Source organism: Paenibacillus sp. Root52, from assembly GCF_001426865.1.
In the GTDB taxonomy this organism is placed as follows: domain Bacteria; phylum Bacillota; class Bacilli; order Paenibacillales; family Paenibacillaceae; genus Paenibacillus.
In genome coordinates this window covers 441029-456041 of sequence record NZ_LMFO01000029.1, presented here as the reverse complement: position 1 = coordinate 456041, position 15013 = coordinate 441029, and the positions used below count along the sequence as shown (strand labels likewise).

Below are 15013 nucleotides of genomic sequence, written 5' to 3'. Positions count from 1 at the left end.
TTTTCCGAAATATCATATTTGATAATCCATTATTAGATTGAGAATGCAAAACAAAAAAGTGGGGCTCTCTTCATTTGAATGAACAGATTCCCCACTCTCTATATATCACCAAAGATACGATCGACTACACGCCAGGTGCTCCCCGTTCTCCAAGTTCTGTTGGTATACTAGGTTGCTTGCGACGCCAGAACATCATATCAACGGCTTTGATCTCGGTAATTAATACACCAACCAACATCAGTGCTGCCCCTGTGTATCCTTGTAGCGTTAAGGTTTCTCCTTGAAAACTAAAAGCAAACGCAGCAGCAAATAGCGGCTCTAAAGAGAATATTAGACTTGTCCGAGTCGGTGAAGCATGACGCTGCGCTAATGTCTGCAATATATAACCTATACCGCTGCACAACACACCCAACCCTAGAATCGCCGCCCAAGACTCAGGTGAATCCGGCAGTCGAGGACTTTCGAACAAAAAGGTGGCTACGATACCCCATATAGCAGCAACCCCTAATTGCACCGTTCCCAGCGTTAATGGGTCATGCTTCGGTGTGAATTTACCAGCGATCATAATGTATATCGCGTAGATCAATGCTGCAACAATACATAGGATATCTCCGGTATGTAAGCTGAGCTCGTGCTGAAGAGTCAACAATCCCAGCCCAGTAACGGCAACAATGATACTCATCATGAGACGTCGATCTGGCATACGTCTATGGATAGTGGTTGTTAGGATCGGTACAAAAATAACAGCTAAACTAATCAAAAAACCAGCCTGTGATGTCGTTGTTCGTTGTACGCCATATGTAATGAACACAAATGCTGCAAATAATGCTGTTCCCATTACCGCCCCAGCTACAAATGTGCGGACATCCATTCGGAATAACCTACGGTGAAAAATAACGGCGGCGGCAATAAATGCAATTGCAAACCGGAAAGCGACTAAGTTTAATTCCTGCATCGATTCCAGTCCAGATTTCATAAATAAATACGATGATCCCCAAATAACGGTTGCGAGCAACATCTGAATGTCAGCTCTTCTCGCTCCATTAATAGGTTTACTGCTTACTCTACTCATTCTACGTCTACCTTCATTCTGTATGATCTTATCTGCTTATATGTCAGCGCAAATGAATTCGCCTTGGCAAGTATAAACGATCTCTTTGCATTATTAAAATGAATAATTATAATAATATACATGAAATAAATTCATGCAATTTGAAACGAGAGGAATCATGCGCTCATGTCGTTAATTAAATACGAAATTTTCAATACCATCGTGGAATATGGCAGCCTCACCAAAGCTGCAGAAGCACTTAATATCACGCAATCGGCTGTTAGTCATGCGATCGCCAGTCTTGAGAAAGAGTGTGGATTCCCTCTACTGAGCCGAGGACGTTCAGGGGTTCGAATTACACTCGAGGGTGAACGAGTTCTAGGATATACACGCGAGATTCTGCGCTGGACAGAATTAATGAATCAAGAAATTTCTCTGATCCGAGGGGCTGAGGTGGGTACCGTTCGCATTGGAACATTCGCCAGCGTGTCAACGCAATGGCTACCTGGAATTCTTACGCAATTTCGGCTGCGTCATCCCGGAATCGAGATCAAGCTATGGGAGGGTGATTATGCAGAAATCGAGGGTTGGCTTGCCGGTGGGGCGATTGATCTTGGATTTTTGTCCCTTGGTGAAACTACACCATATGAAACGATTCTATTACAAAAAGACAGGATGATGTGCATCCTGCCTCTAGATCACCCCCTGGCTCACAACACATCTGTTAGTTTCGATGTATTACAGGAACAACCTTTCATTTTGCCGAAATGGGGCGGTGACAACGAAATTGAACGTTTAATTCGCATGCATGCCGTGAAACTTAACGTAATCTACGAAGTTGCCGAAGATCAAGCCATCATGGCGATGGTTCGAAATGGGCTAGGAATCAGCCTGTTGCCTGAAATGGTGGTACAGGGTCACACCGATGAGTTCGCTCTTGTCCCCATTACAGGTGAGCCTTATCGTACCATTGGCATCGCCTGTACCTCACTCGGTAATCTCGCACCCGCATCACGTCGATTTATTGAAAACGTACAGGAATGGTTGCCGCAATCCAACTAGGACATGCCCTAGTCCTCGAACAACTGTTTATAATACCGTTCTCGGTAATTAAGAAAGTCACGGGTCAGTTGAAAGTGCTCCGTATCTTCATATGCCACTTCCATAATCCCTTCTTCGCTGAACTCGTATATGCAAGCACCTGGATACGACATTAATATGGGGGAGTGCGTCGCGATGATGAATTGCGACCCACTACTCTCCATCTCATGGATCATCCGTAACAAGACAAGCTGGTTCTGAGGCGATAGAGCAGATTCGGGCTCATCCAGTAAATATAATCCTTTTGTACTCAGACGATTGGTCAGAAATTCAAGAAATCCCTGCCCATGTGATCGTACATTCAAAGACTTCCCTCCGTACGGTGCATACGCGCTCTTGCCAACGTCAGGATCATCTGCGAGTTCATCGATATACTTGGCAAATGTGTCAAAGGTTTCAGCACGAAAATAAAATCCCTGCTTAACTCTCGGCATCCATTGCAGGTTCATAATGGTTGATAATGAGGCATCGTCTTTTTCATTCGTAATAACCAGATCCTTGCCACCAACAATGCTAAAACCACAACTTACGCCGATTGCTTCGAGCAGTGTAGACTTGCCTGAACCATTCTCCCCCACCAAGAAAGTTACATTATGTCTGAATTCCAGTTCATCAAGATTACGTAATGCGGGAATTTGATAGGGAAACAGATCTTGTTGCTCCGGTGGACAATCGTGCCATCGAAGTACGACTTTTTTAAGAAAAGGCATGCGGATACCTCCCGAATTTAAGTATTACTCCCACACGCGATCAAGCTGATCTGCGTAATAACGAATGGCTTTCTGATAATCAACAATATTTGAATCGTTAGACGTATCTACCAATTGGATCAGCAGACGTTGCATTGCTTCGGTATGTTTACCCAGATTATATAAAACCATAGCATAAAACACTTCAAATTCACGCCGTTCAGGGAATAACTGGATCCCTTGAGCCAACCACTTCTCAGCTTGTGTGTACTCCCCTAATGTTCGATACGTGCTCCCCAAACCAAGAATAGCTCCAGCTTGATCTTCCTTGTCTAGTCCAAGCTCTATCGCCTTTTCGTAATATGGAACAGCATCTCGCTCCAATCCTAGATTGTCGTGTGCCCATGCGAGCTGATACCATGCCTGAGCATGAGTCGGCTCCTGATTCGTAATGTTTTTCAATAATACAATCGCCTCTTCGGCTTTTCCCTCTTGTCTTAACGCAATAGACTGCTGTAATTCATTCATCTCTATGCTCCGTTCTCCCATAAACATCCTTTTATGTACATCTTATGATTATATCATATACTAAAAAAGCACCCCAGGGAGGTTGTATAGACAACAAAGGTTGTCCATCTATTCTCCATAGAATGCTTTTAGAGGTTATTTACAGAGACTACTTGCTACGACCAAGTCGTATTAGCCACCATCACGATAAATACCACCATCAGGTAGTTGACCGAGATCAAAAAGTTAATTTTCGCCCATTTCTCTGTATCCTTCGTTTTGATACCACTCAACGTATGAATTAACCAGAGAAGTCCGCCGCCTAGAGCTACGATCAGAAATACCAACCCTACATAGTTGTAGTAGTACAGTAGAAACACCGAGGGTAGCAGCAGCAATACATAAGGAATCATCTGTAGTTTCGTGCGCTTTACCCCTTTGACAACAGGCAGCAAGGGGAATCCAGCCGCGCGATATTCCTCCACCCGCCGAATGCCAAGTGACCAGAAATGGGGCGGCTGCCAGAGAAATAACAGAGCGAAGAGCAACCATGCACCGATATCAATCTGATTCGTAACAGCACAGTATCCAATGACGGGTGGCATTGCACCTGCGATTCCCCCAAGGGATGTACTCCAGGTCGAGCTGCGTTTCAGCCAGATGGTATAGATCGCAATGTAAGCAAACCATCCACCCAGGCCGAGCCATGCCGACAACGGATTAACCATGATATACAATACAATGAACCCTGCGACACCAAGTACAATTCCGTACCAGAGAACAAACGCCGGCTTCAGATGATTGATGTACTCAATCCGCTTCTTCGTCCGTTCCATCTTCTGATCAAGTTCCCGATCCCAATAGTTATTAATAACACAAGCTGAGGCAATGACCAATGTAGATCCAATCACGACCATGAACAAGGATAACCAAGAAATATCCCACTTTGAAGCGACCCAGAAGCCTACGGCTACCGCAAATACATTTAACCGCAGCAATCCTGGTTTTGTTAAAGCAATCATGTCTTTAAGCATGACCATCCCCCTGAAGATATGTAAAAAAACCATTCTTCTAATGATACCTGTACCTACAATGAATTACAATCTTCTTCGATTATTTGTCATAACTGAATCCATTTTATTGCGTATTTATCATTGATTTTGTAACGACTTGGAAGTAGCTGAAGGTATTATAGAATGGTTCCAACCAAAAAAGCATTCCTAACCGCTCTTGTCGAACGGAAGGAATGCTTCAATCTTGTCCTTTACCTTTAAGGAATATACTGTTGAACAATTTTGACCACTTTGCCGTCTTGCACCGTCAGATGATATGGAAATACAGCAAGATCCAAAATATCTTTTTTGTCATACAGTGTTTCGAATGTACTGAGTTCAATTGGCTCATTCCATTGAATATCAGCACCCTGAATCGTTCCATCTCGGTCATACAGTTGCATCAACACCTCAGCATCTGCACTCACTTCAAACTTCTCCTGCTCCTCATTATCATTGACGATATAGTACCCATCCGGAGCACCGTCTAGACCAGAGTTCGGATTGCGTTGTTCAAACACTTTATCTGCTTCTTCACCTTGATACCAGCCAATTTTATCGACCACAAGATACAGCTTGCCGTTCTCCTGCTGTAGGTCGTCTACATAAGCTGTAAACATCTCAGAGTTGTTAGCCTGAACTTGCTTGGCAGCAGCTGGATTAACAGTTGCATTCTCTTCTGCATTAGCAGGTGTTAATACATATGTAGCAATCACAATCATGCCCAGCACCGCAACCGCAATACCCAGCATTCGTAGTTTCCATTGTTTCGCCGCGTTCTTCATAGGCAGCATCTCTCCTTATATGAACGTTACTATTCCTTAACCGTAAGCCTTCCATCTCAAACGCTACATGAGTTAATCGGTTGATTCTAACTTTCTATATCATACGTGAAGTCGATATTGTAAAAGTATCAGCCAGATGAAAAATAGTTACAATGAACGTTACCACTGCTCTCCTTAATTACGATAACGATCGGACTATACTGAGAACGGTAATGAAGTCAGAATAATGAAAGACCTTGGATGTTCTCATCCAAGGTCTCTATTGTTATCGACTATTGTGCACGCTGGGCTAACCGGACGAGCATATGAGCAAGCAAATGACGTTCTTCTTCCTTGCCCACATTCCATAGCTCCTGCAGCAATTTCTCTTCCCGGTTGCGCGGCTCTTCCTTCGCAGCCAGATAATCGGCTACTTTCTCAGCGATTTTGGCCATTTGTTCTTCACCCAGTCCGATGGACTCTCCAACGGCAATACGTTTTCCAAGGTATTCCTTAAAGGCATCAAAGTTTTCTAAAATGTTATCCCTCTGTTCGGAAGGAATTTTGTTGATTGCACCTTCTACTTGTTCTGTAGCGACCTGCCCATCTTTATGAATAACATGGTTGTTTTCAGTCATTCGGAATTCCTCCTTGAGTGTGATTAATATAACTACTTATAATATAAACCTCTGCTCAAAGATTAATCAGCCAGTGCTACATGCTACTTTTTACCATCACTTCGTTTCCACGGAAGATGTGGATCTCCCCACAGCCCATGCCCCACCTACGTATAATGCTGCGCTCAGATAAAATAGTACATCAATCGTGAGCCAATCAATCAGCACGCCTCCCAAAATAACAGCAAAGCCTGAAGCCGCCGATGTCCAAAAATGATAGTTCCCCATAGCCTTTCCACGCTGACCCGGTAAGGTATGATCAGCTAGTAGTGTACGTTCACTCATACGTTGCATGGCATTACACAAGCCCATGACCATCTGTAATATCAATACCCATATATACGACAAGACCCATGGAAAAGCGATCATGGCAACCGCCATGCCTAGTGAACTGACAATAAGCCATTGCTTCGCATGTTGATCTAAACGAGGTGCGAGCCATTGGGAAGCAGCTGCGGAGCTGATCGTAAAAACGGCAAAGGCTAGACCGTATTTCGAGAAGCTATTGCCTAGATTTTTGAGAAAAAGCAAATAATACGGGTAGATCATGCCTGATGCCAAGGTGACGATGCTCTGTGAGCGAACAAGCCATTGAATACTCATTTACGTCCCCCCCCCATACTGCTCCATAAAATAATTCATAAACCGATGCTCAGGATCATATCGTTCTTTGGCCGCAAAAAAAGCCTGCTTATGCTTATAGGCTTGTTCGAATTGTTCTGACGTGGCATAAGCCTCGTAAGGCAAATAATATGTACCGTTGTGCGCAATAGCTGCATCAATGATCCGCTGAAGACCAGATTTGAACGTAGTCTGTTCTTCCTCCGATAATGAAGCGTGAAAAAGACAGACCAGCCCAAACATATCCTGTGTCGCATACGAGAGCATAGCCTCTTCATCCTGTTTCACGTAACGTACCGTTATATTGAGCAAATCTAATTCTTGTTCGGTTACAATCTTCCCCATCTCTTGCACAAAGGCCGGAAATTCATCAATCGGGATAAAATATTCTTGAAGCAGGTCATTACTTCCAGGCTGATGATACTCCATAAATGCGGACGGAGATGCCATTGCATTATTGCGGCTGATCCGCTGACCATCCTGAGACTCAAAATAACGTTGCTGTAATTGCCAGAACCAGTCCTTTGCCCACGGAAATTCTCGGTTTAGATTAAACAGGACTTTGGCTGGTAATACACCCTGCTCTCGCTTGGCAAGATGATTGTAATCATTCAAGTCACCTTCAGAATCTAAAGCGTAATTGATGGCATACATATTCTGAAAATAGCCTTCACTCGGTATCAACGAAATGCGTGCCAGATGCATCCGCATACTCGAATCCCCTAAGATGTCTTTACGGAAATACGCCGGATAATCTTCAACGAGAACCTGATCCGTCGTCAAATGATACAATTCATCATCGGTTAACGTTAACGTGACGTCAAGTATTACACCAAACAAACCATATCCACCTAATGCCAAAGAAAACAGTTCGGCATTATGCGTACGACTGACTTCACGAATCTGCCCCTCTGCTGTTAGCAGCCGAAAGGATTCAACACTCTCCATTAATGTTCCATTACGGAGTTCACGTCCATGTGCATTTACACTAATCGAGCCACCCACCGTAAATATGTTTTGGGACTGCATACTTTTCACAGATAGTCCATAGGGATTAATCGCCCGTTGTACATCCGCCCAGGTAGCTCCCGCCTGTACTGTCATTTTCTTCGCATCAGGCTGAATCTCAAGTACCCGATTATACGATGTCATATCAATTACAATTCCATCCTCGTAGTAAGTATGACCACCCTGACTATGTCGCTGCCCAGCAATCGATACGGTCAGATTATGCCTTTTGGCGTCCTGTAGCAGCTTAATTAGCTGCTCTTCCTCTTGTCCTGGTACAATACGCTCCACCTTTACAGGATGTAGACGACTATAATCAGTAATTAGATAAGGGTCTTGATCACTTCCACTCGTTCTCCAGTAAGACCAAATACATAACATCGCCAGTAATAGGAGTATCACACCTTTTTTGACCACTTACACTCGATCCCTCCGTTTACCACGTTTCAAATGAAACGAATTGGTTAATCGTTTACATATAGATTACAACAATTGCAGATGTTAGGTATACCTTGTACTTCATATCAGAAGGAGGACTAAATGATGAGTGAGTCAAAAAAAGATAAAACGAATAAAAATCTCAAACCCGGTGTAAACACCATCTTACACCCAGACCAAGATAATCCGGGGCCAACGGACATGATTGAGAATGCTGTTGGGGACATTGTAGACAATATAGCTCACCCCAAAAAGAATTCCAAAAAAGAACAAATTGATAAAAAAGATTCATAACACTGGCTACAGAATCAAAAAAGTCCTTCTACCCTATCCAGGGTAAAAGGACTTTTTCTTCTTGATTATTTTGCGATATCGATTACAGATTTTTGAGATATCAATTACAGAAATTTTCACCTGATTAGAACTGGCTTACCTTTGATTCCTTAGCAATACGCTGCAATTCCTTGTGAATCCAGATCGCCGCAATGGCGCCTTCTCCCATCGCTACTGTCGCTTGTTCGGCGTGCAAACCGAGATCCCCTGCAATCCAAACATTCGGAGCTGCTATCATTGTACGTGGGTCAGCTTTCACATGTCTATTGTCAGCAATCTCTGCACCCAATTGCTCTGCTAATTCATAGTGTACCCGGTTGCCTCCAAAAGCGATAAAACCGCGCTCAGATTCAAACATCTGACCATCATCTGTTAGAATTCCTGTAATATAACCCTCTTCTGATTGCTGCACTTCCTGCACAGTGGCTTCCAGATAACGAATTCCCTCTTCCTTCATTCTACGATGAAGCTCAGCCGAGATTTGCTTATGTTCATGATTCACATATAACAGATCATTGGTTCGTTCAATTAATATTAGTGCCATATTCGCACCAGCTTCTCCAGAACCTAATAAGACGGTCTTACGATCTTGTATCTCATAGCCATCACAATCTGGGCACACATACACCGTCTTGCCAAGTGTTGGGTTTAACCCCTGAATGTCCGGTATTCGATCAGAAAGTCCAGTGGCTAGTAGAACGGTGCTCGTTTCGACAGTCATCCCATTATCACTGGTAAGCTGGATACGTTCCCCTTTCCGTTTAGCTTCGATCACACGACCCTTTTGAAATTCAACTCCGGTTCGTTCTGCCTGCGTTCTACCTTTGGCACGTAACTCTTCTCCAGAAACGCCGTCAGGATAACCAAGAATATTGTGATAGGTTCGGCACAGGGTGGATCGTCCTTCTCCCGCATCAATTACAAGCACACGATGTGAGCTATAACGTCCCAGCTGGATAGCCGCCTGAAGCCCTGCAATTCCTCCGCCTACAATAATGGAATCATAATTCTGCATGCTCTCTCTCCTCCAATGCTATCATCTTCTATTTTCTATGTGTAGTTTCATAAAACCCTTATATACATTAAACCAACTACACTAACTCAAACGCCTACCTATAGTTTGTTCCAAAGCAAACAACCCAAACCGTCCGCGAGCAACTCGGTTCATTTGGGTTGAATGTAGATATTCAAAATACATATGACTCAAAGCGATTAGCATTCGAAATGGCATTCCACACATCTGAGGTTTCTCCACCCATATACCAGTACGCTAAACCAGCAATATTCCTTGCAGTGCTCATCCTCACTTTGGCAGTTAAAGAACGGCTATCTTCTGCCCAGATATATCGTGGAATACCGCTACTTGAATAACCAATAACATACTGTGCCAAACTAGCATTCCATTGTCTCACAGAGCCTTGAGCCTTGGCTCGCATGCCTTGCTCCCCAAGCGTAATATCCCATGAACTTGTAGCCGGGTTCCGTGATGACCAATCCCGTGTGTAGAGCGGGAGTGCCAATATTACTTTGGAGCGTACAACGTCAGTAAGCATGGTCTCTAATCCTTGTTCTACCCATGGCAGCGATGCAACCGAACCAGCAATGGGGTCACCATTCCAATGCTCTTCATATCCCATCAGTACCATGTAATCAGATACTGCCCCTAACCTAGCGTAATCAAATGCCGCTGTCCAATCGGTTCCAAGATTAGGGGATACATCCACAGATATAACAGCACCTACAGCATGTAGAGATGTCGCCAGGGATGTGACAAATGAAGTCAACCCCTCTCGGTCAGCAGGCTGTACATTTTCAAAATCCACATTAATGCCATGTAAATCATACTTTTTCACATAAGCAACTACCTGGGATATCACATTGGCTCGATTTGTAGCACTAGATAACATCTGATGGGTTAGTGTCGGATTCGAACGGTTCCCCAGAAGAGGCCACACCTCCCGCCCCGTAGACCTTGCCCATGTTAACAATGTCGAATCGGTATGGTCAGTCACCTGCATACTGCTATTCAGGAAGAACCATCGAGGCACGAGTGTGTTCACTTCCGATTGTTGCACCTGTTGTTTAAATTCTGCTGTCGTTGAATCATATTGCCAACCGAGTTGAATCCCCAATTGATCTGGTGTTTGCAGCTGCTCAGACCATGCTTTATTCTGCAGAATCGCATCAAGCATAACCGCCGCTTCTTCTCTAGTCACCTGATCATGTGGTCGGAAGTATCCATCACTACCTCGCATTAAACCTAATTGATAGACTGCTTGTACATAAGGTTTGGCCCAACTTGATATAAGAGATGCATCTGCATAAGTATAAGGAAGAAGTCCTGTAGAACCTACCTGTTTTTTCAGCATTCTTACGAGTAGTGTTGCTGCTTCCTCTCTCGTAATGTTGGCATTAGGTTGAAATATCCCCTGACCCTTCCCTTCCATAATATTAAGGTTTGTCATCGCAGAGATATTGCCATAATACCAAGCATTTGAACTCGTATCCTGATAGGGATTCAGATTGTTTTTCACTGGTTTCAATCCCAGTACTCTAACCGCAAAAGTGGCAAACTCAGCTCGGGTCACTGCTTTCTTAGGCTCAAAAGTACGGTCGGTGGTACCCGCGGCGATTCCCTTATTTACTAGATTCATAATAGCAACACGAGCATAACTATTACTGATGTCTTGAAATTGCTGTGTAGCGCTCGCAGCTTGAGCTGCATTAGTGTTGTAACTCGTCACCCAGCCAAGTAGAACCACTCCACTCAATACCAGCTTTAATATCCGTTTATAGGTTAATTTCTTTCTTCCATTTATCACATTAAAAAGCCTCGCTTCATTGGAGTACGATCATAGATCATCGTACCAAATTGAAGCGAGGCCGTATGTGGTTAAATGTTGGGAATTGGATTGAAAGCAGCTAAAAGTAATGTAGCTTATTTGTGTACTTTTACACGCTCTTCAATCGGTTGGAATTCCTTCTCACCTGGTGTAGCTGTCGGTTTACCAAATGGCATCTGAGCAATCAGTCTCCAGTTTTCTGGAATGTTCCACTCTTGTTTAACTTTCTCATCAATCAGTGGATTGTAGTGTTGCAGAGAAGCGCCCAATCCTTCTTGTTCCAATGCTGTCCAGATCACCAGTTGCAACATACCATTGGATTGGTTAGCCCAGATTGGGAAGTTATCCGCATAAGCTGCAAAGTTCTGTTGAAGTTGTGCGATTACGTTGTTGTCTTCGAAGAACAGAACCGTACCATAACCGCTACGGAATCCTGCCATTTTCTCAGATGTAGATTTGAATGCTTCTTCGTTACCTACAACCTCACGCAAAATTTCTTCTGTGTGATTCCACAATTTATCATGTTGCTCGCCCAGCAATACCACTGCGCGGGATGTTTGTGAGTTGAATGAAGTTGGCGTGTATTTCACCGCTTCTTCTACGATCTCTTGGATTTTAGCATCCGAGATAGTGGATTCTTTACTGATTCCATAATAAGATCTTCTGTTTTTCAATGCGTCAAAGAAAGTTGTAGACATTACATATTCGCCTCCTAAATTTGTCATTCATCATACCAACATTAGTAACCATAATATAGTAACAAACATTAGTCAATAAACTATTTTATTTTCACTAAATATACAAACTCTGTTATCCCTCATTACAATACAATGCATACTCTCCGAGCTATGACATCCATCAAAACCTTACGATTTCCGATAATCTGCGCGATATTTTTCCTCTGTGGACGAATTGCTCTTCGTCTGATCCTTGCGTTTCTCTTCCTGCTTCTCCATATTCAGATCCTCCATCGGAATCGGATCTACCGTCTGTTCCTCTGCATATTTATCGAACAAACTTTCCTTCTCGGTGGCATACTGCTCTGGATGGTCTCTCGTGTATTTCTGTTTCGATGATGTAGTATCGCCCACTTTGTTGTTTTCCATTCTAAACGCCTCCTTCGAATTGAGATGCTGATCTTCTCTTTATCCTTTCTTTACCTTTTCTGCATGTCTTCTAAACAAAAAGAGTGGCGTATCTGCAGCTTAGTGAGCATCATCATGTATAACAAAAAAGCCGATCAGCATAAGCTGACCGACCATAATATGTCATTGATGTAAACGAGTCCGGTACAGATCCGGGCCACAACCTACACTTTGTTTGAAGATACGACTAAAATGAGACAAGCGCTTGAACCCTGACAGACGGGCAGCTTCGGTTACACTAATGCCGGGTTGAAATTGAAATAATACCTTCGCCTGGTTGATTCGCCGGTCGTACAGATATTTAAAGATCGTACTGCCTGTCGTTTCCTTGAACAACCCCGCCATATAAGGCTTCGATAAATGAAGCTCATTCGCCAGATCATCTAGACTAATATCATGCATATAATGCATGTCTACATATCGAATGATGTGTTGGACATGTCGTTCTTTATCTGAAGAAGGGCGATGCTCCTCCAGATTACCCTGACAGATGCCAGCAATAACATATAAGAGTTCGCATAAGCGAATGTTCAATCGTTCCTGTACGAAGGAGCTTGAATGCAATGAAAGTTGATGAAGCTGCAATAACAATTGTTCAAACTCTGCTCGGACTTCTCCTTTTAGATTAATACGGCAATTCCCTAATTCCTCAAAAGGCTGAAGCACTTCATCCATTCGATCTGGATGTAAATGGCTGCGAACTGCCGAGGGATCGAAGTGCAGCGTCGTTCGTTCATAGCGCTTACCCGCAATGGGGTGGGGTCTGTGGAGCGTCATGCCATGCATTAGAACTAAGTCTCCCGGCGCTAGCACATAGACACGATCTCCAATGATGTATGTGCACTCCCCAGCATGAAAATAATAGATCTCATACTGAGCGTGCGCATGGAATCCATCCGACTTCCCCACGTTAAATAAACTGGTGGAGCGATAACTATATTCAAGCGGGTTCGTAAAATGCATCATTCGTGGCATCAATAATACCTCCTGTTGGAGAGAGGTTTTGGTTCCTTACAGCGAACAGAAGCCATGAACACATATAATGAATACGTTACGTGTCATGGCCTCTATGGAACAGCATGTATTATAAACTAATGCTAACGCACTCTGCCCCTTGTCCAATTACAGAAGTTGCTCAATGCTAGTCTGGATATCAGCTATGGAATCAATCGGCTCAAAACGTTTAACAACACGTCCCTCGCTATCAATCAGAAATTTAGTGAAATTCCATTTGATCGCATCTCCATGTAGCCACTCTGGAGCCTTATCCGAAACCATTAGTTTCAGCAACTTCGCCTGCACATCTGTCTCATCAAAACCTGCAAATGGCCCCGACTTTTTGAGAAAGTCATACAATGGATGAGCCGCTTCACCATTCACGTCCATTTTGGAGAACATCGGGAACTTCACACCATAATTAATCTGACAGAAGGATTCTGCTTCTGCACTACTTCCCGGCTCTTGCTCTGCAAACTGATTGCAAGGAAAACCGATAATTTGTAAGCCCTGATCTTTATACTGATCAAACAGCTTCTGCATATCATCAAACTGATGAGTATACTTACATTTGCTTGCCGTATTTACGATCAACATAGGCTTACCCTCATATTGATAGAGCGGGAATCGTTCCCCACTCGTTTTGGTCACAGTAAAATCATAGATGGTTGGCATGTGTGTGGTGCTCCTCGCGATTGATAGTATATGTATATTGGAATACAGTTTCATTATATATGAAACCCATTCACTTGTGTTGGTTAAATATCGTATAGTACACCGTCAGCCATGGTCTGAAATTCGGTTAACACGTATTTGTATATGATCTGATTAAGTCCTTATCGAGCGGCTTCTATAATGTCCAACTGGATTCCTTGGCTCTGAGGTACCCGATAACAGTAAATTTAACAACCCATCGGGGACAAGTTTCGCTTGTGCATGTGACGTAAGTGATGAGAGTTCATGAATCGATTTCCATACAGCTTTGAACGAAGTAGCCCCTTCTATGCCTTGAATTTCGTTATTATCGTACAAACTTCGTTCAACTAATTCCGCTTCATATATAAAATCAACTTCATGACCTACGTCATCTAAGTATGCAAAAATATTTTCAATAACGAACAGCAACTTTGGCTCTTTGATCTCCGCATCTATTTCTTCCTTTACTTCTCGGATAATTGTATCTTTGCTGTTCTCACCATACTCTACGGTTCCGCCAATGGGTCTATAGAAGGTTTGCTTAACAACTGGATCAACGATTTCCTGAACTAAAATGTTATCCCCTTTACGAATTAGACATAGCGAAACTGTTCTAATCACCATGTCCATTCACCTCAAATGAATAGCTCAAAATGATGTCTCCATTGTCTTCAAACTCACCTGTTTCTTGAAATCCACACCGCTTGTATAAGCGATTAGCTACTGTATTGTGAGGCACATGTGACACTCTAATTTGTCTACAATCCGTTCTATCTTTCAATTGATTAATAAGTTGCTTGATCGCGCTTCTACCATAACCCTGCCCCTGATATTTTTCGTCAATCATCAGCCGCAAAATCCAGTAGTATCCATCTGAATACACTTCATTGTCAAATAGGACAAACCCAACCATAAGATCATCTGCATAGATTCCGTGAGGTATCGAAGTAACCTCTTTTACCGCATGTACAAGTGAATCAGCGTTAGTAGCAACGAGTGATAATTGATCTTCTCGCGGTTTGAGAGCTATACAAGCTAATTCATTTTCTTTTGTAATACGTCGTAATGTGATATTGGGCGAGTCCATAACAT

General features: G+C 43.2%; 18 protein-coding genes. 2 read left to right on the top strand and 16 right to left on the bottom strand.

From position 1 onward, the window contains the following. Positions 1 to 124: 124 nt before the first annotated feature. Positions 125 to 1072: a DMT family transporter gene (locus tag ASD24_RS23240; protein ID WP_056700998.1), complete on the bottom strand. Its 948-nt coding sequence runs from the start codon at positions 1070 to 1072 to the stop codon at positions 125 to 127. Between the two features lie 165 nt (positions 1073 to 1237). Between ASD24_RS23240 and ASD24_RS23235 the strand changes: the two genes are divergently transcribed. Continuing rightward, positions 1238 to 2113 carry a LysR family transcriptional regulator gene (locus tag ASD24_RS23235; protein ID WP_056700996.1) on the top strand — a complete coding sequence of 292 codons (876 nt, stop codon included), beginning with the start codon at positions 1238 to 1240 and terminating at the stop codon, positions 2111 to 2113. Positions 2114 to 2121: 8 nt separating this feature from the next. Here ASD24_RS23235 and ASD24_RS23230 read toward each other — a convergent pair whose 3' ends face one another. The 7 genes from ASD24_RS23230 to ASD24_RS23200 all read right to left on the bottom strand — a co-directional run bounded on the left by ASD24_RS23230 (position 2122) and on the right by ASD24_RS23200 (position 7887). Next, entirely contained in the window at positions 2122 to 2862 is a 741-nt protein-coding gene (locus ASD24_RS23230) for an AAA family ATPase (RefSeq protein WP_056700994.1), read from the bottom strand. A 24-nt stretch (positions 2863 to 2886) separates the two neighbouring features. Continuing rightward, positions 2887 to 3369: a tetratricopeptide repeat protein gene (locus tag ASD24_RS23225; protein WP_056700992.1), complete on the bottom strand. Its 483-nt coding sequence runs from the start codon at positions 3367 to 3369 to the stop codon at positions 2887 to 2889. A 155-nt stretch (positions 3370 to 3524) separates the two neighbouring features. Then, positions 3525 to 4382, bottom strand: coding sequence for a heme o synthase (cyoE, locus tag ASD24_RS23220; RefSeq protein WP_056700989.1), 858 nt, complete (start codon positions 4380 to 4382; stop codon positions 3525 to 3527). A 236-nt stretch (positions 4383 to 4618) separates the two neighbouring features. Further along, entirely contained in the window at positions 4619 to 5185 is a 567-nt protein-coding gene (locus ASD24_RS23215) for a hypothetical protein (RefSeq protein WP_056700987.1), read from the bottom strand. A gap of 272 nt (positions 5186 to 5457) precedes the next feature. Beyond that, positions 5458 to 5802: a DUF3243 domain-containing protein gene (locus ASD24_RS23210; RefSeq protein WP_056700985.1), complete on the bottom strand. Its 345-nt coding sequence runs from the start codon at positions 5800 to 5802 to the stop codon at positions 5458 to 5460. A 96-nt stretch (positions 5803 to 5898) separates the two neighbouring features. Next, complete coding sequence (locus ASD24_RS23205; protein ID WP_056700983.1) at positions 5899 to 6444, bottom strand: MFS transporter; 546 nt, start codon at positions 6442 to 6444, stop codon at positions 5899 to 5901. After that, a complete protein-coding gene (locus ASD24_RS23200; RefSeq protein ID WP_235540763.1) occupies positions 6445 to 7887 on the bottom strand; it encodes an FAD-binding oxidoreductase in 1443 nt (480 codons plus the stop codon). A gap of 126 nt (positions 7888 to 8013) precedes the next feature. Between ASD24_RS23200 and ASD24_RS23195 the strand changes: the two genes are divergently transcribed. Beyond that, positions 8014 to 8202 (top strand): hypothetical protein, encoded by a 189-nt coding sequence (locus ASD24_RS23195; RefSeq protein WP_056700982.1) that lies wholly within the window; start codon positions 8014 to 8016, stop codon positions 8200 to 8202. A 124-nt stretch (positions 8203 to 8326) separates the two neighbouring features. Here the strand turns inward: ASD24_RS23195 and ASD24_RS23190 are convergent, their stop codons facing one another. From ASD24_RS23190 to ASD24_RS23155, 8 genes are all read right to left on the bottom strand, one after another. Then, positions 8327 to 9256, bottom strand: coding sequence for an NAD(P)/FAD-dependent oxidoreductase (locus ASD24_RS23190; protein ID WP_056700980.1), 930 nt, complete (start codon positions 9254 to 9256; stop codon positions 8327 to 8329). A gap of 172 nt (positions 9257 to 9428) precedes the next feature. Further along, on the bottom strand, positions 9429 to 11063 hold the full coding sequence (locus ASD24_RS23185) for an S-layer homology domain-containing protein (RefSeq protein ID WP_235540761.1): 1635 nt from the start codon (positions 11061 to 11063) through the stop codon (positions 9429 to 9431). 116 nt (positions 11064 to 11179) lie between these two features. Beyond that, entirely contained in the window at positions 11180 to 11782 is a 603-nt protein-coding gene (locus tag ASD24_RS23180) for a nitroreductase family protein (RefSeq protein ID WP_056700978.1), read from the bottom strand. A gap of 168 nt (positions 11783 to 11950) precedes the next feature. Beyond that, positions 11951 to 12190 (bottom strand): hypothetical protein, encoded by a 240-nt coding sequence (locus ASD24_RS23175; protein WP_056700976.1) that lies wholly within the window; start codon positions 12188 to 12190, stop codon positions 11951 to 11953. Between the two features lie 162 nt (positions 12191 to 12352). Further along, positions 12353 to 13204 (bottom strand): AraC family transcriptional regulator, encoded by an 852-nt coding sequence (locus ASD24_RS23170; protein WP_056700974.1) that lies wholly within the window; start codon positions 13202 to 13204, stop codon positions 12353 to 12355. A gap of 147 nt (positions 13205 to 13351) precedes the next feature. After that, positions 13352 to 13900 carry a glutathione peroxidase gene (locus tag ASD24_RS23165; RefSeq protein ID WP_056700972.1) on the bottom strand — a complete coding sequence of 183 codons (549 nt, stop codon included), beginning with the start codon at positions 13898 to 13900 and terminating at the stop codon, positions 13352 to 13354. A 153-nt stretch (positions 13901 to 14053) separates the two neighbouring features. After that, positions 14054 to 14545, bottom strand: a complete 492-nt coding sequence (locus ASD24_RS23160) for an NUDIX hydrolase (protein WP_056700970.1) — start codon at positions 14543 to 14545, stop codon at positions 14054 to 14056. Beyond that, positions 14535 to 15008: a GNAT family N-acetyltransferase gene (locus tag ASD24_RS23155; RefSeq protein WP_056700968.1), complete on the bottom strand. Its 474-nt coding sequence runs from the start codon at positions 15006 to 15008 to the stop codon at positions 14535 to 14537. The genes ASD24_RS23160 and ASD24_RS23155 overlap by 11 nt, the downstream gene beginning before the upstream one ends. Between the last annotated feature and the right edge of the window lie 5 nt (positions 15009 to 15013).